This is a genomic window from Streptomyces phaeolivaceus, assembly GCF_009184865.1.
Lineage (GTDB): Bacteria > Actinomycetota > Actinomycetes > Streptomycetales > Streptomycetaceae > Streptomyces > Streptomyces phaeolivaceus.
In genome coordinates this window covers 5,237,626-5,259,770 of the sequence record NZ_CP045096.1, presented here as the reverse complement: position 1 = coordinate 5,259,770, position 22,145 = coordinate 5,237,626, and the positions used below count along the sequence as shown (strand labels likewise).

The window sequence follows — 22,145 nt, the reverse complement described above, 5'->3', positions numbered from 1 at the left end:
AGCACGACGTCTCAGCTTAGGCCGGAAGCTCGCGGAGGGAATCCGGAGCCGTTCACTCGAACGACTGTGCCGTTACGTTTCTGTGCCGAGCGGTGTCCGACTCCGAACGCACCCCTCAGTCGCACACCCTCCGGTACGGCGCGTCCGGGACGTACGTGGACCACTCGGCCCGGGTCAGGTTCTCGTTCCCGGCGCGGGCGCAGATGTGGGTGAGGGTGCGGGTGGGGACGATGGTGTGGCGGTGGAGGGGGACGTGGGTGCCGGCGGCGTAGAGGGTGGCGCTGTCGGGGCTGAAGGCGAGGGAGGCGATGGGTTCGCCGGGGGAGGGCAGCGGGCCGCCGAGGGGCTGTTGGGTGGTGGTGTCCCAGAGCTGGACCGTGCCGGCGTCGCCGCCGACGGCGAGGGTGTGGCCGTCGGGGCTCAGGGCGAGCGCGGTGACCGCCTCCGCGGTCCGGCCGAGCGGGGCCGGGAAGACGTTGCGCAGGACACCGGCCCGGCGGCGCAGTTCCCCGTCCCACAGGGCTACCCGGCCGGTACGGTCGCCCGCCGCCAGCCGACTCCCGTCGGGGCTGAACGCCAGCGCGCTGATGTGGTCGCCCTGGACCAGGTCCAGGGCGGCGCCGCGCTCGGTGACGCGACGGGATACGCGGTTGTCGCCGACGACGAGTTCGGCGCGGGGGCTGAGCGCGAGACGTGAGCTGGCCAGGTCCGGTCCGGTGAGGGAGGCGGCCCGGCGGCGGGTCACGGTGTTCCACCGCTCGTTGCTCTGTTCGCCGGCGGCCGGGGTCCGGGTGGTGAAGAGGGTGCTGCCGTCGCGGTTCAGGGCCAGGGCCGTCACCGCCGTGCCGGACTGGGTCCGCCCCAGGTCCAGCGCGCTCTGCCAGCGGTCCCGGTCCAGGTTCCAGACGGTGAACCGCTGCGGTGCGGACCGTCTGCCGGGCGCGGTGACCCCGTACACGAACCGGCTGCCGTCGGGGCTGAACGCCATCCGCGGGACGACGTCCCCCGGGGCGAGCGGCGGGGGCGACACATGGTCCACCGGGGCGGGCCGGGGCGGCGTGGGCAGGGTGCGGACGAGACGGCCGTCGCCGGTGGCGCGGAGTGCGAAGGCGAGGCCGGTGCCGGTGCGTTCGGCGGTGGCGTAGACCCGGCCGTCGGGGCTGATCAGGACGCCGGCCAGGGGCCGGTCGCGCCAGGCGGCGGTGACGGTGGCCGTCAGGTCGAGGGTGTGGGCGGTGCTGCCCTCCGTGTAGCGCAGGAGGGGGGCGCCCGGGTCCCAGGCGAGGCGGCCGTGCACGTTCTGGTTGTTGAGGGGATGGCGCAGGACGGGGGCGTCCGGGGCGGAGAGCCGCCACACCCTGATCTCGTCGGCGGAGCCGAAGGTCGCGAGGAACCGTCCGTCCTCGCTGAACGACCCGCGCAGCACACCCGGGTCGCGCACCTCGGCGACCCGGTCACCGGTACGGACGTCCCACACCCGCGCCCGGCCCTCGCCGACGAGGGCGAACCGGCCGTCGGCGCCGAACTCCAGCATCGAGCCGGCGCCGCAGACCCCGTGGGCCCGCTCCCACGCCCCGTGCACCACCCGCCGCCCGGCGACCTCCCGGACCTCCGGCGCCTCCCCCGCCGGACACACGGCGACCAGCCGGTCGTCCCCGCTCACCGCCACATTCGCCGTCGTGACCCCCCGCTCCTCGAACAGCACCCGCCCGTCCCCGACGGACCGCACCCGTACGACACCGGCGTCCGAGCCGGTTCTATAGGCGGGGACGGAGGCAGGGGCGGAGGCGGAGGCAGGGGGAGAAGCGGAGGCAGCACCGGAACCGGAGACCGCACCGGAGCCGGAAGCCACATCGGCACCTGTGCCGGCACCGGCAGCCGAACCCGCCGGGCCGTCCGCACCGGCACCGGCAGCCGAACCCGCACCGCCGTCCGCACGCGCACCGGGCTCGGCCAGCACGAAGCTGTCCCCGCTAGCCCCGAAAGCGATCCCGTCCCGCCCCGCCACCGGCAGTGGACCACCGGTCCAGTCGGCGGCTCGCAGGTCCCACAGGCCTATCCGGCCGTCCCCCGTCTCGACGGCCAGGACGCGGGCGTCGGGGCCGGCGGCCAGGACCTCGCCCTCGGGGAGGACGCCGGAGGCGGTGGTGCGGCGGGTGCCGAGGTTCCAGGTCTGCCAGGTGCGGTCGTCGACGCTGAGGAGGACCCGGCCCGAGTCGGCGAGGAACCGCCGGGAGCGGAAGCCGGACGCGGGGTCGGAGAATGCCTCCACCTCCGGCTGGGCGAGGGAGCCGAGGAGGGCGCGGCGGGTCTCCGGGAGCGGGGCCATGCGCCAGGCGGCGACCCCGAGGAGGAGCGCGGAGCGGGGGTCGGTGGTGCGCAGGCCGTCCGCGACGGCGGCCACCCGGCGCGCGGTGTTCTGCGTCCGCTGGAGCAGGTTGTCGTCGTGCTGCCGCCAGGCCGCGAGCCCCGCGACGAGCGCCACCGCGAGGACCGCCGAGAGCGCGCCCACCAGGGTCCGGGCGCGCCGCGTGGAGCGGGCGGCGGCCCGGCGCTCCGCCGCGCGGGCGTCGAACGCGGCGGTGAGAAAGGCCCGTTCCCCCTCCGTGAGCCCCGGGTCCCGGGCGTGGTCGGGGAACACCTCCTCCGTACGGGCCAGCCGGGTGCCCCGGTAGAGGGTGCCGGGGTCGCGGTCGTGCTCCAGCCAGGCGCGGGCGGCCTCGGTGAGCTGCCGGAGGTGCCGCAGCCGTTCGCGGTCCCGGTCGATCCAGCGGTGCAGCCGGGGCCAGCAGCCGATCAGCGACTCGTGGGCGAGCCGTACGCCCTCCGCGTCGACGGTCAGCAGCCGGGCGCGGGCGAGCCGTTCCACCACCACCGGCACATCGGGATGGACGCACTCCAGCAGTTCCTCCCGGGTGAGCGGGCGCCCGGTGTCGACGGTGCCCCGGCCCGGTTCCACCAGGCGCAGCAGCAACTGCCGGGCGGCGACGGCCTGGGGCGCGGACAGCTGCCCGTACACCGTCTCGGCGCTCGCCGCGATCGCGCCGTCGATGCCGCCGGCCGCCTCGTACGCGGCCGTCGTCAGCATGCGGCCCCTGCGGCGGCGCCAGGTCTCCAACAGGGCGTGCGACAGCATGGGCAGCGCGCCGGGCCGGTCGTGGACCTCCTCGACGACGGTCGCGGCGAGGGAGCGTTCGACCAGGAGTCCGGCCGCCTGCGCGGGCCGTACCACCGCCTCGCGCAGTTCGTCCGCGGTCATCGGGCCGACCGCGAGACGGGCGTCGCGCAGCGCGTCCGCGAGGCCCGGGTGTTCGGCGCAGCGGGCGTCGAAGTCGGCGCGGACGGCGATGAGGACCCGCAGCCGGGAGTCCGGGTCGCGGGCGGTCAGCAGCAGGTCGAGGAAGCGGGCCCGTTCCGTCTCGTCCCGGCAGAGGGTGAACACCTCCTCGAACTGGTCCACCACGACCCAGCTGTCCGGTTCGCCCTCGGCGACGGTCAGCAGATGCCCGTACGTCTCCGCCGGCCGGACGCCCGGGGTGAACACCCGCAGCACCGCCTCGCACTCCCGCCCGGCGATCTGCTCGCGGAGCCGGGGGAGGAACCCGGCGCGCAGCAGTGAGGACTTGCCGCTGCCGGAGGCGCCGGACACGGCCGCGAAGCGGTGCGCGTCGACCAGGTCGCACAGCTCCTCCACCAGCCGGTCGCGGCCGAAGAACAGCGCATGGTCGCCGGGTTCGAAGCGGGCGAGACCCCGGTACGGCGCCGGGGCGTCCCCGCCGCCGTCCACGGCCGCCGCGCCGGCCTCCTTCCAGCGCGCCTCCCACTCGCCGGGGTCGCCGCCGCAGGCCCGTACGTATCCGAGGACGACGGCGAGGGAGGGCAGTCGTTCGCCGCCCGCCGCCTGGGAGAGGGTCGTCGCGGAGAAACCGGCGTCCTCGGCCATCGCCCGGTAGGACGGGCCGCCGGCGGCCCGGCGCAGCTCCCGCAGTTCGTGGGCCAAGCGCTGCACGGGCCCGGTCGCCGGGTCCAGCGGTCTTTCAGGACGTCCCACGGTTGCACCCACTTCGCGCTTGGGAGGCGTCAACATACGTAGCCCTGTACACGGGCGTAACCCTGAGCACACGAAATGTGGTGTTGATGACAGCGGTCGGACGCCCCGCCGAACAATCCGGAACTACGGCTCCGAATTGATTGCCCCGGTGGAAGTAGGTGCCGATCAATTCTCCGCTTGCCAGCCTCTGTGTCGCAGAACGGATCACTGGTGTCCCCCGCCTCAGAGCAAGTGGAGAACCGCTGATGTCCAAAGCACCGAAGAAGTCGACACGGAAGTCCCTGGCCTCGCGCTTCGGGCGACTCGGTCGGGTGGCCCTCGTCGGGTCCACCGCCGCCGCGCTGACCGTCGCGCTGAGCGGCAGTGCCCACGCCGCCGTGCTGACACCCCTGGCCGAGAGCACGACTTCCTTCCAGAAGACGTTCCAACCGTACTTCGACTACGACAGCGACGGCTGCCTGCCCGTCGCGGCGATCGACAAGAACGGCACCCTCAACGGCGGCCTCGACGACAGTGGGTCGGTCACCGGCCAGTGCCGCACGAACCATCTCGGCAAGGCCAACACCTACTCACGGGTGAAGTGCAACAACGGCTGGTGCGCCATCATCTACACGCTCTACTTCGAGAAGGACATGAGCTGCGACGACTGCACCCCCACCTCGCACCGCCACGACTGGGAGGCCGCCGTCCTCTGGGTGCGGCAGGGTGCGGCGACACCGTCGTACGCGTCCGTCTCCGCCCATGGCGAGTACACGACCAAGGCGTGGAGTTCCGTCCAGAAGGACGGCGTCCGCGTCAAGGTCGTCTACCACAAGGGGGGCAACCTGTGGGACACCCACTCGTTCCGCTTCGCCGACCCGGGTGAGGGAGCGGAGGCCTGGAGCGACGGCGGCTGGGACTTCCCGCGTCTGATCAGCTGGAACAGCTTCCCGGGCGGCGACAACAGGTGGACGGCGAGCCTCCAGAGCCGTTTGAACGGCGCCAGCTGGGGCGACGCCAACTTCCCGCTGAAGGACGGCCGCTTCCCCACGGAACTGACCCGTGCGAAGCCCGACGGGATCGCCTTCGACCCGAACGGCGCCGGCTGATCCCGACGCGACGCGGCCCGGCCGCGCACACCTTCCGTGTGCGCGGCCGGGCCGCATCCCGTTCGGGCCGTTCGGACGGGCCGGTGTCACACGTCCGCGGACCGCCGCGGGCTGCCCGGCCCCGTGACCGTGCCCGCGCCCTGCCCGACCTCCGCGTCGCCGCGCAGGGCCTCCTCGCGGTCCGCCCGGTACGCGGCCACACTGCCCCGGGCCTGCGCGGTCTCGCGCTCCACTGTCGTCAGCATCCGCTCCCACCGCTGCCGCATCGGGCCGATGAGACCCCCGCCGACGCCGACGACGAGGATCCCGGCGACCGTGGCGAGCGCCGCGTACAGCACCGGCCGGGTGACGTCCTGGGCGATACCGGCCTGGCCGAGCGCCGCGATGGCGCCGAGGCCGACGACGCACGCCCAGACGGCGGTGGCGAGGGCCCGGCCGTAGGAGACGGAGGCGAGCGCGCCCCCGACGATCCCGCGCACCGCGTTCGCCACGGCCATCGCGACGACCACGAGGACGACGGCGACGATCGCGCGCGGCAGCCAGGCCACGATGTCGTTGATCAGCGCGCTGACGGGGTTGGCGCCGAAGACCCCCAGCGCGAACTGGAGGGTCATCAGCATCAGCGCGTAGTACACGATCCCGCGGAGGATGCCGGTCAGGTCGTACGCGGAGTCCCGGAGCAGGCGAGACGTTCCGGCACGTTCCGAGAGACGCTCGGAGCCGATTCTGCGCAGCACGCGGTCGAGGACGCGGGCGACCAGTTTCGCGACGAACCAGCCGACGACCAGGACGACGAGGAAGGCGGCGAGTTTCGGCGCGAACTGCGCGACCTTGGACCAGGCGTCGTTCAGGCCCTGGGTGAAGTCGACGGACACGTCGACGGACAGGCTGACCATGGGTGGTTCTTCCCTTCACGGGTACGTCGGGTACGTCCTCTCGGCACGTCCCCTCCCCTTGTGGATAGCAGGGGGCCGACCGGGTGACGGCGCGGCTCAGGGCCGTTCGGGTGACCGCGCGCGAGGTGCGCGGACGGCGCGTGCGCCCGCGTGGACGTACGGGACGTAAATACGTTGAGTTCTCCACCACCCCCTGTGACCCTCTTGTCGGAGCCATGACTTAGTCTTCGCTCACGCGTCACACGTGTCACAGGTGTCACACACGCGGCACAGGTCGAACACACCGGCCCCGCGCGACGGCACGCCATGACGCACCCATTTCTTTCGTTCCGGGGGGTTCGAAACCGTGCGTATGCGCACTCTTCCGGCTGCCACAGCCCTGGCGGTCCTCTTCAGCTCGGCCGCGCTCGCGGTCGGCACGGTCGCACCGGCCGCCGCCGACAGCAGCAGGTCCATCGCCGTCTCCGATCCGTCCGACACGGTGGTGGACGCCGGGCACCAGCGGCTGTTCATCAGCGACCCGGGCAACAGCAAGATCGTCGTCACCACGTACGCCGGTGTGGTCGTCACCCAGCTCACCGGTCTGCCGCAGGTCAGGGACCTCGAACTGAGCCCGGACGGCACCACTTTGTACGCGGCCGTGTCCGGCGCCGACAAGATCGTCGCCATCGACACGGAGACCCGGACGCAGACCGCCGAGTACCCGACCGGCGCGAACACCGATCCGTCGCGGCTGGCCCTCGCCGGCGGCAAGCTGTGGTTCGCCTACGGCGACCAGTGGGACTCCGGTCTCGGCGCGGTCGACCTGACCGCCGAGACCCCCACGGTCACGCTGGACCTCTCCGGGGGCCACGACTACGCCAGCCCGCCCCGGCTGTACGCCGACCCGGACAACCCGGGCACCCTCGTCGCGCTCGACGCGGGCATCAGCTCCGGCCCGGTCATCGTCTACGACGTCTCCTCCGGTACGCCGGTGATCCGGGTCTCCGCGGACAAGGGCGGCTTCCCCAACGACGCCGCGCTCACCCCGGACGGCACCCACCTGGTGGTGGCGGGCAACAACAGCCGCGCGCTCACCGAGTACCGCCTCTCCGACCTGGAGCAGACGCGCACGTTCCCGGTGGCGGACGAGCCGATGGGCGTCGACATCGCCCCGGACGGCACGGTCGCGGCGACGATCTTCGACTTCGACGACGCGGGCGACACCTACGTCTTCACCAAGGGCGCCGACCAGCCCGCGAGCGTCCGCGATCTGCACCCCTCGGTGCTGTGGAACGACAACGGCGTGGTGTGGGCCCCCGACGGCCAGAAGCTGTTCGCGCTGACCTCGTCGTCCGGCGCGACCACGTTCCATGTCGTCGACGAGCCCCGCAAGTACACCAACAGGATCACCGTGAGCGCCCCGGCCACGGCCACCCGCGCCAAGGCGCTCACGGTCAAGGGCACGCTCACCTCGAACCTGGCCCTGCCCGCCGGCACCCCGCTCACGGTCACCCGCACCGACATGGAGTCCCCGAAGGGCAAGTCGCTCGGCACCAAGTCGCTGGGCGCGGACGGCAAGTTCTCCTTCCAGGACACCCCGCCGTCCGGCGGCAAGGTCACCTACAAGGTCACGTACGCGGGCGACGCCGAGCACACCGCCGCGTCCGCCTCCACCAAGGTCGAGGTCTCCCGCGCCGGCGCCGCGCTCTCGCTGGACAAGAACCGCAAGACCTACGCGTACGGCGCGGACGTGAAGTTCACCGCGCACCTCGGCAAGACGTACAAGAACCGCAAGGTCGAGATCTGGGCCGACCCGTACGGCCCGGACAGGCCGAACAAGCTGGTGAAGTCGGGGACGGTCAACTCCAAGGGCGATCTGTCGGCCACCGTCGACCTCAAGCGCGACACCAAGATCTCGGTGAAGTTCGCGGGCGACTCGCGCTACAGGGCGAGGACGGTCACCAACACCGTCTACACCAAGGTCGCCATCTCGTCGTCGATCTCGGGCCACTACAAGACGCGGACGGTCTGGGGCCAGAAGTACCACTACGTCCGCAAGTCCAAGGACCCCGTCCTGAAGACCTCGATGACGTACTACAAGGACCGCAAGCAGCGCCTGCAGCTGCAGTTCCACTACGACGGCGCCTGGCACGACGCGGGTTCCGAGTACTTCCCCCTCGGCACCTCCGGCAAGTCGCACGTGACCCTCACGGGCACCCCGACCACGGACATCCGATTCCGGTTCCGGTCGGAGTACCACGACACGACCTCCGGCGACAACGTGAACACCACGACGTACGGCGCCTGGAAGTACTTCATCTTCACCAAGTAGGACGCGCGCAGGCGTGGTCAGCCGAAGTGAACGCGTCATTCCGAATGTAGGGGAAACCGTTCTCCCTTACCTGCCGGTACGTGTGACGATACGGCCCTGTTCGAAACGTGAGACCTCGCCTCCGAGGTCACGGTCGCAAAGGAACAGGACATGACCACGCCTGTGCCCTCCGCCTTCCCCACCTCCCCACCAGCGACTTCGCCCGCCCCGGCCACCTCCTCCACGTCGGCCGGGCGATTGCTCGTCGTGGACGACGAGGAGGGCATCCGCTCCATGCTGACCATGGCGCTGGAATTCCTCGGCTACCGGGTGACCGCCGCCGCCACCGGCCGTCAGGCCCTGGAGGCCGTCACCCGGTACGGCCCCGATCTGATCCTCCTCGACGTCAACCTCCCCGATCTGGGCGGCTTCGAGGTCTGCCGGACCCTGCGCGACCGGGGCAACGCCGTCCCCGTGCTCTTCCTCACCGGGCTCGGCGGTGTCGACGACCGGGTACGCGGGCTCGACATGGGCGGCGACGACTTCGTCACCAAGCCGTTCGAGCTGAAGGAGGTCGCCGCGCGGGTACGGGCCCTGCTGCGCCGGGCGGGCGGCGGCCATCCCGTGCCCGACCGCAACCGGCTGCGCGCGGGTGCGGTCCAACTGGACGCCGACGCCCACCAGGTGTGGGCCGCCGGCCGCCCCGTCGATCTCACCACCACCGAGTTCGCCCTGCTGCGCTACCTCATGGAGAACCCGGGCCGTGTGCTGTCCCGGGGCCAGATCCAGGAGCGCGTCTGGAACCACCGCGACGAGGGCTCCGGGGTGGTCGACACCTACATCTACTACCTGCGCCGCAAACTGGGGGAGCCGGGCCGGTCCCTGATCCGGACGGTCCGGGGAGTCGGGTACCAGCTCTGGGCCAACTGACCTACAGGTAGAGGGACTTGGGGAACGGGCGGGCAGGGGTCGCGGGTCCGGACGACGGGCGTGCGGGGCGACGGAGGACGGGCCGAGTGGACGGGCTGGGCGGATGAGTGGGTTCACCGGGCTGGGCGAGACGATCAGGGCGGCGGGGCCGCTCGCGCCGAGTGACACGTGCAGCCGCCCCCACCCCGGGCGCCCGGTGCCTCCCGTAGAGCAGCCGATCCGCCCGCACCGCACCGGCCAGCGCACCGTCGGCTTCTGGCTGATCGCCACCCTCGCCACGCTGGGCGCGGTCGCCGCCCTCTCCGCGCACACGCTCGCCCAGCACCTGGACGCCCGCACCGACCAGGAGATAGCGATGCTCAGCGCGGGCGCGACCGAGCGCGTCCCCGCCCGCACTCCCGCTCCCGCCCTCGCGGAGACCTCGACCCTCGACAAGAGGATCCTCGACAAGAACCTCCTGATCCTCGTCCTCGACGACCGGGGCGAGGTCGTGGAGCGCCACCCGGGCTCCGACGGCCTCCCCGCGTTCCCGGCGCTGACGCCGGCCCGGCTGAAGGCGTACGCGGCACGGGCGAACCCGGCGGCGTTCGGGGAGAGTTACCGGGCGAAGGTGGTCCGCACGAACGCGGTGCGGGCGCCGGGGACGGGCCGGGACCAGGAGGGCGGCGTGGGCGGCGAGGGCGACAAGGCCGGCGAGGGCGAGGGTGGGGGCGGGTACATCGTCACGGCGCGGTCCGTGGCCGACGACCGGCGGGCGGTCGCCCGCCTCCTGCAGTTCGAGACGGCCGCCGCGCTCCCCCTCCTCGCCAGCGTCCTGATCGGCGCCCGCCGCCTCGGCCGCCGGGAGGTCAGGGAGCGGCGGGACGGCGAGCGACGGCTGCGCGAGTTCATGGCCGCCGCCGGGCACGAACTGCGCAACCCGCTGACCACGATCTCCGGTTACGCCGAACTCGCCCGGGCCGGCGACCCCACGCACGAGCCCATGCGGCAGGAGGCGCTCGGCCGGATCGCCACCGAGGTCGGCCGGATGAGCACCCTCATCGACGAACTCGTGCTGCTGACCCGCCTCGACCTCGGCCAGCCGCTCCAGCTCACCCGTGTGGACCTGGCCCAGCTGTGCCGCGACGCGGCCTCCGCCGCCCGTGACTGCCACCCCGGCCACCCCGTACGGCTGCTGCTCGCGCCCGGGGACCACACGGTCACCGGGGATCCGCTGCGGCTGCACCAGCTGGTCGCCAACCTGCTGGTCAACGCCCGGGTCCACACACCGCCGGGGACGACGACCACGCTCGGGCTCGGTACGGAGGACGGCCACCGGGTCATCGAGGTGCTGGACGACGGCCCCGGGATACCCGGCGAACTCCGTGCCCGGCTCTTCGACCCCTTCGTCCGCGGCGAGGAGACCCGGGCCGCCGGCAGCGGGCTCGGCCTCAGCATCGTCGCGTCGATCGCGACGGCCCACGGCGGCACGGTCACCCTGGAGCCGTCCCATCCGTCGCACCGGGGTGCCTGGTTCCGGGTGCGGATCCCGGCGTCGGCATCGGTGTCGGTGTCGGTGTCGGTGTCGGCATCCGCATGACACACCGGGGTTGTGACGGGAGGTGGACTTTGCCGACGGATGGGGAGTTTCTGATCATTCTCTGATCAAACTCCGATCAGTTCCGGAAGTGCGCCCGCTTAAGTGATCAACGTGCGATGTCCGTCGCGTATACCCCGTGTACCCATGGGGCGTACACGGGGTGACCTCGCACAATCTCCCCTCCGAGGTCGGCCCGGTACTCGCCCTGATCGACGGCTCATCGATCTACGACGAACGGACGACGGCTCATCGACCGGCTCGGCTAACCGGGTACGTGCTGGGCCGACCTCAACTCCGCTTCCCGCCGCCGCAGTTCGGCCAGACGCTGCCGGGCGTGCTCCAGGGCCCCGGCCCGCCGCCCCGGGACCAGACCGCGCAACTCCACGAACTCGACGCCGAGTTCCTGGGCGCGTGCCGGGTCCGTGACCAGCCCCCACTGATGGTGCGCCCGGTCGACGGCCGCCTCGACGGCAGGGTCCCGCGCCGACCGCCCCGCCGCGAGGCGATCGCGGGCGACCCCCATCCACACCGCGCAGCTCCCCGCCGCGTCCCCCGCGAACATCGCGAGATCGGCCCGCACCTCCCGCCAGTGCAACACCTCCTCCGACCCGTCCCCGAACTCCCGCAAGGCCCCCTCCTCCCACCGAGCCGCCAACACATCGGCCTCCCGATGCCGCCCGGCCTCGACGGCGAGGGTGATCGCCTCATGGGGATCGACGGGCTCTTCGGCCCGTCCGGCGTTCGAGGACGAGCCCGCGGGGCGATGGTGGGGGAGGGTAGGGGCGGCGGGGGCGAAACCACTCACGGGAACCCGGGGCACGGCACCCACACCCACACCCCCCGCGTCGTACGCCAGGATCAGATCCCCATGCAGCCCCGTCCGCGCGAGCACCTGCTCGTGCAGCACCGCCGCCCCCGGCCGCTGCCCACTCCGCAGTATCGTCGCCAAGGCCTTCATGTACCCCGGCACCCCCACCCCCCGCCGTATCCCGCCCACCGGCCCCGCGACCCGCCCGTACACACTCACCCCGGGCCCCACGACCAGCGGCTGCCCCGCCAACTGCCGCCACACCTCCGCATCCGCGTGCAGATCGACGAACAGCGTCGTCGACCCCGGCGCCCGCAACCGCAGCTCCTCCACGATCCAGTGCCAGGGAAAGGCCGTGTAGCGCACGGTCGCCGGCGTCGTACGCGCCAGCGCGAGATGCACGAGCCGCTGCTTGCGGTCGAGTTGGAGCTGCCCCACGAGATACACGGTGAGCGGCCCCGGCGCGGTCGCCGCGGCCCGCAACCGGGTCAGCACCGCCTGCGGCTCCAGCGGATCGACCAGCTCGACGATGTTCGCCGTACCCGTGCCGGACAGCACCTCGGGCGTGACGGCCGCCAGCACGGGAAGCACGGAGGCCGCATCCACCAGGCACCCCTTGCCCATGGGTGAGGCCGCCAGCAGCAGCACTGTTCCGGGCATCGTTCCCTCCCCTCGCTTCCCGTCGGCTCCCGCCGACCCCCCGTCGATCACGTACCCCAGCCAGCACGGTAACCGCTGCGCGTGCAAACGGGGAAAGGGGCAGGAAGGAGCACGGACGCGAGCGCGCGTGAAAGAGGCCGGGCGCTCACTCCGGCGCACCCGGCCCACGCCGCATCGGCTCCGTCGCCCGCCGTACCGCGAAGATCGTGGTGTCGTCGTCGAGGCCGCCCCCGGTGTGCGCGAGGACACCGTCGCGGACGAGCCGGACCAGGGACTCGGGGTCGAGGGCGGGCGTCCCGGCCGCGAGGGCGCGGGAGAGGTACTCGCGGAGCGGGAAGAAGGCGCCCCGCCCGTCGCGCGCCTCCGTCACCCCGTCCGTGACCAGCAGCAACGTCTCGTCGGCGGCGAGCCGCACCCTGGCCGTCACGGGCGTCCGGGGCACCAACTCGCCGAGCCCCAGCGGCAGTCCCTCCCGCATCGGCAGGGCGCGCACGCCGTCGGGGCGGACCAGGAGCGGGGGTTCGTGGCCGAAGTTGACGACGTCCACGGTGACCGCGCCGAGCCCGGTGAGGTCCGGGCCCCAGTCGGTCCGGGCGCTGCGCAGCTCGGGGAAGTCGAGCAGTACGGCGGTGGCGAAGCGTTCGGCGTCGTCGCGGCCGACGTGCGCGCAGTACCGTACGTGCCGCACCATCCGGGTCTCCAGCCGTTCGGCGACGGTGACCGGGTCGGACTCGTAGTAGGCGGCCTCACGGAACGTGCCGAGCAGCACGGACGCCGCCTCCACCGCGGCGAGCCCCTTGCCCTGGACGTCGCCGATGACGACGCGGGTGCCGTGCGGGCTGGGCTGGATGTCGTAGAAGTCGCCGCCGACCCGGGCCTGGCTGTCGGCGGCGAGGTAGATCTCCGCGTGGTCGAGGCCGCCGACGTCCGGCGGGAGCTGGCGCAGCAGGATGCGGCGGGTGGTGTCGACGACGGCCCGCATGTGCAGCAGCCGCTCCTGTCCACGCAGCCGGACCGCGCAGGCCAGCACGGAGAGGATGCCGCCGAGGGCGACGAGGATGAAGTCGGGGAGTCCGGTGCGTACCTGGTGGGGCCAGGAGTTGTCGCCGGCGACGTACATGATCATCGCGAGGGCCGCGAACAGCGCCGTCGTGCGCACCCCGCAGACGGCGGCGGCCGTGCCCGGGACGAGCACCAGCCAGGAGATGACCCGGAAGTCGCCGCCGGTGAACCAGTCGAGCACGGGTACGGCGAGCAGCACCACCAGCGGCGGAAGCCAGGCGATGTCGCGCCCGCGGACCCGCAGCAGCAGCTGCCGCTCGGCGGGGTCCGGCTCCCGGCGCACACGCGGCACCGGCATCCGCATCCGCATGCCCCACAGCGAAACACGCCCCCGGTCGCACCGCATCCCGGCCCCGCCGCGCCCCCCACGTCCCGCCCCTGTGTCACGAACCTCTGTGTCACGACCTCTGCGTCCCGACTTGCCCGCGGCCCTCCCCAGGTGTGCTCTGGTAGACGGGGGAGGGAAGAGAGGAGTGCTCCGATGGCTCAAGCGGCACCCACTCCGGGCCGGCCGGTGATTCCGGGCAGGACGGCCGGGACGGCCACGCACAGCGCCACGCACGGCGCCACACCCGATGTCTTCGGCGAGCGCGCGCACGCGCTCGCGAACCTGCTCGTGCCGGTGGCCCTCGGCCTGGTCTACGGCTACTGGGCGGCGGCCATGAACCGCGACGCGGGTCCCATCACCGGCTGGAACCTCCTCTTCGGATTCGTGACGGCGTTCGTGTTCGCGGCGGTCCACATCGCCGTCCTGACGTTCGCGCCCCGTCTGCGTCGCGAGCTCCACGCCCTCCTCTGGGCCGTCTTCGCGGGCTGCGCCTTCGGCTTCCTCTACAGCCAGGCGTCCCAGCACAGCGTCCTGCGCTCCGCGGCGATGTCCCTCGCCATCGCGGCGGCGGTCTTCTCGATCAACTTCTACCGCTACTACACCCACGAGGACGCCACGGGCCACCGGCCGGCCTGACCCTCCGAGGACCCACGAGGCGGCCGGCGACGCGCGGACGACGCGCCGTCGACCGGTGGGGTGGCGCGGTACGGCCCCCGGTCTCCCCGTACGGCTTGTCCTGCGGGGCCATTCGCAGTCACGCACCGCGCGAGCGCTCGCGCGGTGGTGGGCGGGGGTCTTGCCTGGAGGGGTGCCCCCTCGTGCCCGCGGCGCCCTGTCGGCCGTGCTCACCGTCCTCGCCTGCCTGCTCGCGCCGCTGGGCGCGCTGGCCGCGTGGGCGACGTACGAGCTGGCGGACCGGACCCGGTACGAGGCGGTCATGGCACCCCTGGCCGCCGACCCGGCCGTACGGGAGGCGCTCGCCAACGCGGTCGCCGCCGGGATTCTGCGCGAGGTCCGGGTGGGGCCACGGCTGCGGCGGCCGGTGCGGGACTTCACGTACGACGCGGCGCGCTCCTTCACCCGGACCGAGGCGTTCCGCACGGCCTGGCACACGGCGAACCGCGCGGCGCACGACGCGGTGCTGACGGCGGTGCGTGAGGACGGCGCGTACGGCGCGGACGGCGACGGGCACGGCGCCGGGGCCGCCACCGGCGAGGTACGGGCGGTGACGCTCGACCTCGCGCCCGTCGGCGAACGCGTCAAGCGTCAACTCGTGCGCGACCACGTGCCGTTCGCCCATCGCATCCCGGTCGCGCACACCGAGGTCGAGGTGCTGTCGGCCGCGGAACTCGTTCAGCTTCGGAAGGGATATCGCGTGCTCGAAATCGCCGCGTTCTGGCTCCCGGTCGGCGCGCTCGCCCTGGCCGCCGGTGGCATTCTCGTCGCGACACGACGCCGGCGGGCCATCTGTGCGACGGGCGTGGGCACCGCGCTCGGCGGCGCGCTGCTGGGCGTCGCCGTCGCCCTCGGCCGCCATCTCACCCTCGCGGACCTGCCGCCGGACGTCTCCCCGGCCGCCGCGGGTGCCGTCTACGACGCCCTCACCGCCACGCTGCGCACCGTGACCTGGGGCCTGCTGCTCCTCGGCACGACCGTCGCCGCGATCGCCTGGCTCACGGGCCACCTCGCGCGACTTCACCGAGCGTCCGCAACGCCCCCGCCAACACCGGCGGAGAAACCGACGCGAGCCCAAGTCTGACGCAATCGACAGCCCCCGCCCCGGCCCCGCCGAAGCCCAGCCCAGGGACGCTGAACGCCACCCCCGGAGTCACCGCCACCCCCCGCTCCGCCGCCGCCGCGCGGAACGTGTCCGCGCGCCACCCCTCCGGCAACTCCCACCACACGTAGTACGCCCGCGCGTCCCCCCGCACGGAGAACCCCGCGAGCCACTCGCCCACCAGCCCCTGCCGCACCGCCGCGTCCGCCCGCTTCGCCGCGACCAGCCGTCCGACCGTCCCGTCCCCGATCCACCGCACCCCCGCCTCCAGCGCGAACCGCCCCGCCGCCCAGCCCCCCGACCGCAACGCGTCCGCCACCCCCTCGACCCGCCCCTCGGGCACCACCAGGAACCCGACCGTCAGCCCGGGTGCCACCCGCTTGGACAGCCCGTCCACGACGAACACCCGCTCGGGCGCGTACGCGGCCAACGGCGGCGGCACCCCCGCCCCCACCCCCACCCCCACCCTCGAATCTCCGTCCCCGTCCCTCTCCTCCCTGTCGGCCAGGAACGACCAGATCCGGTCCTCGATCACCGGCAGATCCAACTCCCGCACCACACCCGCGAGTTCGGCCCGCCGCCCCGCCCCCATCGTCACGGACGTCGGGTTGTGCAGGGTCGGCTGCACATACACCGCCGACAGCGGCGCCGCCCGATGCGCGGCGGCCACGGCCTCCGGCCGCACCCCCTGCCCGTCCGTGGCGAGCGGCACCAGCGTCACCTTCAGCCGCCCGGCGATCTCCTTGACCAGCGGATACGTGAGCGACTCCACCCCGACCCGGCCCCCCGGCCGTACGAGATGGGCGAGGGCCGCGGCGATGGCCTGACGGGCGTTCCCGGCGAAGAGGAACCGTTCCGGGTCCGGTCGCCAGCCGGCCGTGGCGAGCAGCCCGGCCGCCGCCTCCCGCGCGGCGGCCGTACCGGTCGCGGGGGCCGTACGCAGCGCGTCCGTCAGCACATCCGGCCGCAGCAGCGGCGCGATCCCGGCGGCCACCAGCTCCGACTGACCGGGCACGGAAGGGTAGTTGAGCTCCAGGTTCACGGGCGCGGACCCGGCCGGTTCGGCCAGCGCCCGCCCCGCCGACCCCGCAGGCGCCGCCCGGACGAACGTCCCGCGCCCGACCTCCCCCACCACCAGCCCGCGCCGCACCAGTTCCGTGTACACCCGCCCGGCGGTCGACCCGGCGATCCCGCGCCGCCGCGCGAACACCCGCTGCGGCGGCAGCCGGTCACCGGGCTTCAGCCGCCCGGCCGCGATGTCGTCCGCGATGCGATCGGCGATCCGCCGGTAGTCGGCCACGGCCGTCCCCCTCCACTCCCACCGTCCCCTGCCCCGGCCTCCACCACATTGCACCGAGGGCAAAGATCTTATTGCACCGAGGAGTTGGGGAACCCTAGGGTCGTTCCCATGACCACCTTCCTCGCATACGAGGACAAAGGGGCCCCCTCCCCTCTGTCACCTCTCCCCCTCCCTCTCCCCCTCCCTCTCGTCCTCATCCACGGCCACCCCTTCGACCGCACGATGTGGCACCCCCAGATCACCGAGTTCGCCGCGACCCGCCGTGTCATCGCCCCGGACCTGCGCGGCTACGGCCGCTCCCCGGTCGTCCCGGGCGTCACCCCGCTCTCGACGTTCGCCGAGGACATCGCGACGCTCCTCGACGACCTCGGGGTGTCCGAGTTCGTCCTCGGAGGCCTCTCCATGGGTGGCCAGATCGCGATGGAATGCGTACGCCTCCACCCGCACCGCGTCCGCGGCCTCCTCCTCGCCGACACCTTCCCGGCCGCCGAGACGCAGGAGGGCAGACGCGCCCGGAACGCGACGGCCGACCGACTGCTGCGCGAGGGCATGACGGGATACGCGGACGAGGTGCTGTACAAGATGGTCGCGCCGTACGCGGACGCCGAGGTCGCGGCCCATGTGCGCCGCATGATGACGGCCACCGACCCCGAGGGCGCCGCGGCGGCCCTGCGCGGCCGGGCCGAGCGCCCCGACTACCGCGACCTGCTCACCCGTGTCACCGTCCCGGCCCTGGTCGTCGTCGGCGCCGACGACGAGTACACCCCCGTCCCCGACGCGGAGGCCATGCACGCCGCGCTCCCCGACTCCACCCTGCACATCGTCGAGGGCGCCGCCCACCTCCCGAACCTGGAACGCCCGCACGACTTCAACAAGGCCCTGACGACCTTCCTGGCCCGCGTGGACTGAGCCGCCCCCAGAGACCGGCCCTCCATTCCCCCCACCCACCAAATTATCCCACTTACCCCCATTTTCACCCATTCGGCCTACAGCACATGCGCCCCTCCCCCACCCGCGTGACCATGCGGATGAGCTGTCCATACGCTCTCCATCCGTCGGAGGAGGCCCTCATGGCCCAGCACAGCACGACACCACGTCCGAACCCCGCCTCGCAGGAGACACGGACACCCCACGGCGACACCAGCGCGGAGTGGGCCCTCGGCGGGATGGTCTTCGCCGGTGTCCTGATGATGGTCATCGGCGTCATGGGCATCCTCAACGGCATCGCCGGGATCGCCACGGACGACGTGTACACGAACATCGGCAGCTACGTCTTCGAGTTCAGCCTCACCACCTGGGGCTGGATCCACCTGGCGTTCGGCGTCGCCGTCCTGATCACCGGCTGGGGCGTCATCCAGGGCCGCGACTGGGCCCGCGCGGTCGGTATCGCCCTGACCTCGCTCTTCGCCATCGAGTACTTCATGTTCCTCCCGTACGCCCCCGTCTGGTCCGTCATCTGCATCGGCATCGCGGTCTTCGTGATCTGGTCCCTGGCAACGTCCCCGGACCCGACGCCGTAGTCCGAACGCCGGCCGCGCGGTTCCCCGCGCCCCTGCTTTCTCAGGGGCGCGGGGAACCGCGAGAGCAACCACGACGCACCCCACCCACCCACCCACCCACCCACCCACCCACGCAACCTTCCCCCCACCCCAGCCGTCCTCAAGAGGACCCGCCAACAAAAACCGAAAGGCACCGGCCGTGGAGAGCACGACCATCGAACGGCCGGACCCCATGCCCGAACCGCCCCCGACCCCGCCCGCGGCGACACGACGGAGGTCGCACCGCGGCAAGGCCTTCCTCGCCGGTCTGCTCCTCCTCGGCGTCACTCTCGTCGTCGCCTCCCGGGCAGTCGACATCGACGCGTTCACCCCGATCCCCCAACTGCTCGCGTTCCTGCCCTGGCTGCTCGTCCCCACCGGCCTGGCGATGCTCTTCGCGCTGCTGGCCCGCTGGTGGATCGGGCTGACCTGGGGCGTGGTCGTACTGGGCGCGCTGGCCTGGTACATCGAGCCGTACGGGAAGGCGAGCGAGCCCGGTGGGGAGGTGGTCGCCGAGGTGCGGGTGATGACGTCGAACGTGCAGTTCGGGCAGGGCACCGACGCCCTGGTCAAGGCCCTGGAGCGCGACCGCCCGGACATCGTCTTCGTCGAGGAGTGCGAGGTCACCTGCTCGGCCACCCTCCGGGACACCGTCGGCGACCTGAGCGTGGCGGACGAGAACGCCGAGAACGCCGAGAACGGCAAGAACGGCAAGAACAATGAACAGGGCGGGAAGGGCGAGCAGGACAGGAAGGACGCGGCCTATCCGTATCGGCAGGCCGTCGAGGGCTACGGCTCCACCGGCTCCGTCATCCTCAGCCGCTACCCCCTGAAGCCCGCCGACCCGATCCCCGGCTCGATGGGCATGCCCGGTGCGATCGCCGACGTCGAGGGCCGCCCCGTACGGCTCCAGCTGGCGCATCCCATGCCACCGCTGCCGGGGCAACTGGACACCTGGCGGCGGGAGCTGGGCGCGCTGCGGGCCTACGCGGCGAAGGACACCCGGACACCGACCATCCTGGCCGGGGACTTCAACGCCTCCCAGGACCACGCGGCCTTCCGCGCGATCCTCGACACGGGTCTGAACGACGCCGCCCGGCTGACCGGACAGGACCGCAGGGCGACCTGGCCGTCCCGGACGGTCCCGAGGTTCGGCACCCAGATCGACCACGTCCTGGTCTCCGCCGAGGACTTCTCCGCCCGCGAGGTCCGCTTCCGGGAGCTGTCCGGCACCGACCACAACGCCGTCACCGTGGATCTCGCCCTGCACCGACGCGGATGACCCTCCAAAGCCCCCTCCGAAGCCCCCTCCGAAAACCCCTGTAAGCACCCCCGGGAACCCGGATCGCACGCGGCCATAATGGGCCCATGGCCCGCCCGTTCCCCAGCCGTCTCGCCCCGCCCGACTGGCTGGTGCGGAACCTCCAGCCGCAGCCCGCCCCGGTCAACCGGCCGGCCGTCGCCCGCGCGGCGATCGCGCTGACCCTGCCGCTCGTCCTCGGTCTCGCCGCCGGCCGGCCCGAGTACGGCGCCCTCGCCTCCATGGGCGCCCTCTCCGGCGTCATCAGCGACACGGCGGCGGCGTACCGGATGCGCCTGCTCAACATCGCCGTCCCGCAGCTGTTCGCCGCCGTGGGCATCACGCTCGGCTCGCTGGTGTACGGGCAGGGCTGGGTGACCGTCGGGGTCCTCACCGGGGTCGCTCTGGTCTCCGGGATGATCTCGTCGATCGGCGCCGTGGCCTCCGTGTCGGGGCTGCTCCTGCTGCTCAACTCGGTGATCGGCGCGGGCCTGCCCATGCCCGGACAGTGGTGGCTGGCCCCGCTGCTGATGACCGGCGGCGGCTTCCTCGTCCTCGCCCTGGCCCTGCTCGCCTGGCCCCTCCGCGCGGGCGTACCGGAACGGGCCGCCGTCGCCGACACCTACCGCAAGGTCGCCGACCTCCTCGCGACGATGTCCACGGAGACGGAGACGGCCACGGCCACGGCCACGGCCACGGCCACGGCGGACACCTACGACGACGCCCGCCACAGCGTCACCCAGTCCCTCAACCAGTCCTACGACCTCGTCCTCGCCCGCCGCGCCCGCCACCACGGCCGCAGCCCCGAACTGGTGCGGCTGCTGGCCCAGTTGAACGCGATCACCCCGCTGGTGGAGGCCGCCCCGGCGGTCCGGCTGTCCGGGCGCCCGCTGCCCGCCGAGATCCCGGTGGCCGTACGGCATCTCGCGGAGGCCGTGGAGACGGGGTACTCGGGGCCGCTGGGGCTGCGGCTGCCGGAGCCCCGGAGCGCGATCGGCAAGGCGGTCGACCAGGCGCTGCGGCACGCCGCCGACGTGGCCGGCGAGAAGTCGCCGGACGCGCTGAAGAAAGCCGGCGACCGGGCCGGGCGCCCCGCCCCGCTGGGAGTGCGCGCCGCCCGGGTCGCGCGGAACGTCGCCCTCTCCGGCACCTCCTGGCGCTACGGCCTGCGCCTCGCGCTCTGCATCGGCATCGCCCAGGCCCTCGTCTCGCTCGTCGCGGTGCCGCGCTCGTACTGGGTGGCGCTGACCATCACGTTCGTCCTGAAGCCGGACTTCGGTTCGGTGTTCTCCCGGGCGCTGCTGCGGGCGCTCGGCACGGTCGTGGGGCTGGTGGTCGCGGCCGGGATCCTCACACAGGTGCCGCGCGGCTGGGGGGACGTGCCGGTGATGCTGCTGCTCGCGCCGCTCATCCCGGTGTTCACCCCCCGTGGCTACGGCTACCAGACGGCCGCCATCACCCCGGTGATCCTGCTTCTCTCCGACATCCTCAACCACCAGGGCACCGGCCTGCTCGTGCCACGGCTCGTCGACTCCCTCATCGGCTGCGGCATCGCCCTCGTCGCGGGCTATCTGCTCTGGCCGGAGAGCTGGCACGCACGGGTCGGCGCCCGCCTCGCCGACGCCGTCGCCGACACGGCCGCGTACGTGGAACGCGCCTTCGGGAAGAATCCGACCCCGGCCGACATCTCCGAACGAATCCGGATGCGCCGCCGTCTCTACCGCGATCTGTCCGCCATCCGTACGGAGTTCCAGCGGGCCCTGACCGAACCGCCGCCCGTCGGACGGCGGGCCGCCGCCTGGTGGCCGCTGGTCGTGGCGGTCGAGCGGATCGTCGACGCGACGACGGCCGCACGGGTCCGCGTCAAACAGGGCGCCGAACCGCCCTCCCTCGGCGAGATCGAGCAGGTCACCCTGCAATTGCGGGAGTTGGCGGAGGGACTGCGGAGGACGGAGACCCTCTACGAGGTGCGCTCCGACCTCAGCGGGCCGCCGGGGAGCGTGCTGGAGCCGCTGCGCCAGGAGGTGGCGGCGGCCCGGACGATCACTTCACCGTCCCGTTGAGGCCGAGGCCCCGGCTCCTCCCCGGCTCCTCCCCAGGTCAACCCGGCGCAGGGCGCTGAATCGTTACGTCATCCCCGCACGAGTGACGCGGGGCGAATTCGCAGCCGAAAAGCAGCCATGATCAATCCAGTTCAACCGCCCTACCTATAAGACCAATAAGGGGATTTTTCATGCGTCGCACCGCGACCGTCCTGCTCGGAACCCTCGCCCTGGCCGGCACCCTCGCCCCGGCCGCCCACGCGATCCCGGACCCGGTTGCCACCGTCACCTGTGTCGCCGAGACCCCGGCCGGCGTGACGGAGCTCGTCGACCCGGCCGCGCTCCTCGACCCGGCCGCTCTCGTCGACCCGGCGGGCCTCCCGGGCGTCAGCTGCCTGGCCCCCTGAGCCTCGCCCCGGCGCGAAAACGTGCGGGCCGCCCTCTCCGACAGGAGGGCGGCCCGCATCTGTATCTGTACCTATATCTGTATCTA

At 72.9% G+C, this 22,145-nt stretch carries 16 protein-coding genes; 11 read left to right on the top strand and 5 right to left on the bottom strand.

The genetic code is table 11. From position 1 onward, the window contains the following. Nucleotides 1-115: 115 nt before the first annotated feature. Nucleotides 116-4,051 (bottom strand): nSTAND1 domain-containing NTPase, encoded by a 3,936-nt coding sequence (locus tag F9278_RS24760; protein WP_226966911.1) that lies wholly within the window; start codon nucleotides 4,049-4,051, stop codon nucleotides 116-118. A gap of 245 nt (nucleotides 4,052-4,296) precedes the next feature. Here F9278_RS24760 and F9278_RS24755 point away from each other — a divergent pair, with 245 nt between their 5' ends. Next, nucleotides 4,297-5,139 (top strand): NPP1 family protein, encoded by an 843-nt coding sequence (locus F9278_RS24755; RefSeq protein WP_152170286.1) that lies wholly within the window; start codon nucleotides 4,297-4,299, stop codon nucleotides 5,137-5,139. An 86-nt stretch (nucleotides 5,140-5,225) separates the two neighbouring features. Here the strand turns inward: F9278_RS24755 and F9278_RS24750 are convergent, their stop codons facing one another. After that, nucleotides 5,226-6,035 (bottom strand): mechanosensitive ion channel family protein, encoded by an 810-nt coding sequence (locus tag F9278_RS24750; RefSeq protein ID WP_152170285.1) that lies wholly within the window; start codon nucleotides 6,033-6,035, stop codon nucleotides 5,226-5,228. A gap of 352 nt (nucleotides 6,036-6,387) precedes the next feature. On the opposite strand from F9278_RS24750, the gene F9278_RS24745 reads away from it, so the two are divergent. The 3 genes from F9278_RS24745 (at nucleotide 6,388) to F9278_RS24735 (ending at nucleotide 10,837) form a co-directional block, all read left to right on the top strand. Continuing rightward, complete coding sequence (locus tag F9278_RS24745) at nucleotides 6,388-8,349, top strand: YncE family protein (protein ID WP_152170284.1); 1,962 nt, start codon at nucleotides 6,388-6,390, stop codon at nucleotides 8,347-8,349. A 246-nt stretch (nucleotides 8,350-8,595) separates the two neighbouring features. Continuing rightward, complete coding sequence (locus F9278_RS24740; RefSeq protein ID WP_152174100.1) at nucleotides 8,596-9,258, top strand: response regulator transcription factor; 663 nt, start codon at nucleotides 8,596-8,598, stop codon at nucleotides 9,256-9,258. Nucleotides 9,259-9,361: 103 nt separating this feature from the next. After that, nucleotides 9,362-10,837, top strand: a complete 1,476-nt coding sequence (locus F9278_RS24735; protein WP_152170283.1) for a sensor histidine kinase — start codon at nucleotides 9,362-9,364, stop codon at nucleotides 10,835-10,837. Between the two features lie 262 nt (nucleotides 10,838-11,099). Here the strand turns inward: F9278_RS24735 and F9278_RS24730 are convergent, their stop codons facing one another. Both F9278_RS24730 and F9278_RS24725 read right to left on the bottom strand, forming a co-directional pair. Next, entirely contained in the window at nucleotides 11,100-12,305 is a 1,206-nt protein-coding gene (locus F9278_RS24730) for a hypothetical protein (protein WP_152170282.1), read from the bottom strand. A gap of 145 nt (nucleotides 12,306-12,450) precedes the next feature. Next, nucleotides 12,451-13,677 (bottom strand): PP2C family protein-serine/threonine phosphatase, encoded by a 1,227-nt coding sequence (locus tag F9278_RS24725; RefSeq protein WP_152170281.1) that lies wholly within the window; start codon nucleotides 13,675-13,677, stop codon nucleotides 12,451-12,453. Nucleotides 13,678-13,848: 171 nt separating this feature from the next. Here F9278_RS24725 and F9278_RS24720 point away from each other — a divergent pair, with 171 nt between their 5' ends. Both F9278_RS24720 and F9278_RS24715 read left to right on the top strand, forming a co-directional pair. Next, entirely contained in the window at nucleotides 13,849-14,331 is a 483-nt protein-coding gene (locus F9278_RS24720) for a hypothetical protein (RefSeq protein ID WP_152170280.1), read from the top strand. A 172-nt stretch (nucleotides 14,332-14,503) separates the two neighbouring features. Further along, nucleotides 14,504-15,454 carry a hypothetical protein gene (locus F9278_RS24715; RefSeq protein ID WP_152170279.1) on the top strand — a complete coding sequence of 317 codons (951 nt, stop codon included), beginning with the start codon at nucleotides 14,504-14,506 and terminating at the stop codon, nucleotides 15,452-15,454. Here the strand turns inward: F9278_RS24715 and F9278_RS24710 are convergent. Then, nucleotides 15,369-16,772: an aminotransferase-like domain-containing protein gene (locus F9278_RS24710; RefSeq protein WP_152170278.1), complete on the bottom strand. Its 1,404-nt coding sequence runs from the start codon at nucleotides 16,770-16,772 to the stop codon at nucleotides 15,369-15,371. The two genes, F9278_RS24715 and F9278_RS24710, sit on opposite strands and share 86 nt — an antisense overlap. 108 nt (nucleotides 16,773-16,880) lie before the next feature. Here F9278_RS24710 and F9278_RS24705 point away from each other — a divergent pair, with 108 nt between their 5' ends. The 5 genes from F9278_RS24705 to F9278_RS24685 all read left to right on the top strand — a co-directional run bounded on the left by F9278_RS24705 (nucleotide 16,881) and on the right by F9278_RS24685 (nucleotide 22,059). Then, nucleotides 16,881-17,681: an alpha/beta fold hydrolase gene (locus F9278_RS24705; RefSeq protein ID WP_152170277.1), complete on the top strand. Its 801-nt coding sequence runs from the start codon at nucleotides 16,881-16,883 to the stop codon at nucleotides 17,679-17,681. Between the two features lie 161 nt (nucleotides 17,682-17,842). Further along, nucleotides 17,843-18,292 (top strand): DUF7144 family membrane protein, encoded by a 450-nt coding sequence (locus tag F9278_RS24700; protein ID WP_152170276.1) that lies wholly within the window; start codon nucleotides 17,843-17,845, stop codon nucleotides 18,290-18,292. 178 nt (nucleotides 18,293-18,470) lie between these two features. After that, nucleotides 18,471-19,592 (top strand): endonuclease/exonuclease/phosphatase family protein, encoded by a 1,122-nt coding sequence (locus F9278_RS24695; RefSeq protein WP_152170275.1) that lies wholly within the window; start codon nucleotides 18,471-18,473, stop codon nucleotides 19,590-19,592. An 86-nt stretch (nucleotides 19,593-19,678) separates the two neighbouring features. Continuing rightward, the gene (locus F9278_RS24690) at nucleotides 19,679-21,673 is read left to right on the top strand and encodes an FUSC family protein (protein WP_152170274.1); all 1,995 of its coding nucleotides are present in this window, start codon (nucleotides 19,679-19,681) and stop codon (nucleotides 21,671-21,673) included. Nucleotides 21,674-21,843: 170 nt separating this feature from the next. Next, nucleotides 21,844-22,059, top strand: a complete 216-nt coding sequence (locus tag F9278_RS24685; RefSeq protein WP_152170273.1) for a hypothetical protein — start codon at nucleotides 21,844-21,846, stop codon at nucleotides 22,057-22,059. The last annotated feature ends 86 nt before the right edge of the window (nucleotides 22,060-22,145 follow it).

Bases quoted from the DNA above. Each gene is read 5' to 3' on its own strand.
- F9278_RS24720 (WP_152170280.1), top strand. From the start codon at position 13,849: ATGGCTCAAGCGGCACCCACTCCGGGCCGGCCGGTGATTCCGGGCAGG.
- F9278_RS24730 (WP_152170282.1), bottom strand. From the start codon at position 12,305: ATGCCCGGAACAGTGCTGCTGCTGGCGGCCTCACCCATGGGCAAGGGG.
- F9278_RS24750 (WP_152170285.1), bottom strand. From the start codon at position 6,035: ATGGTCAGCCTGTCCGTCGACGTGTCCGTCGACTTCACCCAGGGCCTG.
- F9278_RS24685 (WP_152170273.1), top strand. From the start codon at position 21,844: ATGCGTCGCACCGCGACCGTCCTGCTCGGAACCCTCGCCCTGGCCGGC.
- F9278_RS24705 (WP_152170277.1), top strand. From the start codon at position 16,881: ATGACCACCTTCCTCGCATACGAGGACAAAGGGGCCCCCTCCCCTCTG.
- F9278_RS24700 (WP_152170276.1), top strand. From the start codon at position 17,843: ATGGCCCAGCACAGCACGACACCACGTCCGAACCCCGCCTCGCAGGAG.
- F9278_RS24745 (WP_152170284.1), top strand. From the start codon at position 6,388: ATGCGCACTCTTCCGGCTGCCACAGCCCTGGCGGTCCTCTTCAGCTCG.
- F9278_RS24690 (WP_152170274.1), top strand. From the start codon at position 19,679: ATGGCCCGCCCGTTCCCCAGCCGTCTCGCCCCGCCCGACTGGCTGGTG.
- F9278_RS24725 (WP_152170281.1), bottom strand. From the start codon at position 13,677: ATGCGGATGCGGATGCCGGTGCCGCGTGTGCGCCGGGAGCCGGACCCC.
- F9278_RS24735 (WP_152170283.1), top strand. From the start codon at position 9,362: ATGAGTGGGTTCACCGGGCTGGGCGAGACGATCAGGGCGGCGGGGCCG.
- F9278_RS24755 (WP_152170286.1), top strand. From the start codon at position 4,297: ATGTCCAAAGCACCGAAGAAGTCGACACGGAAGTCCCTGGCCTCGCGC.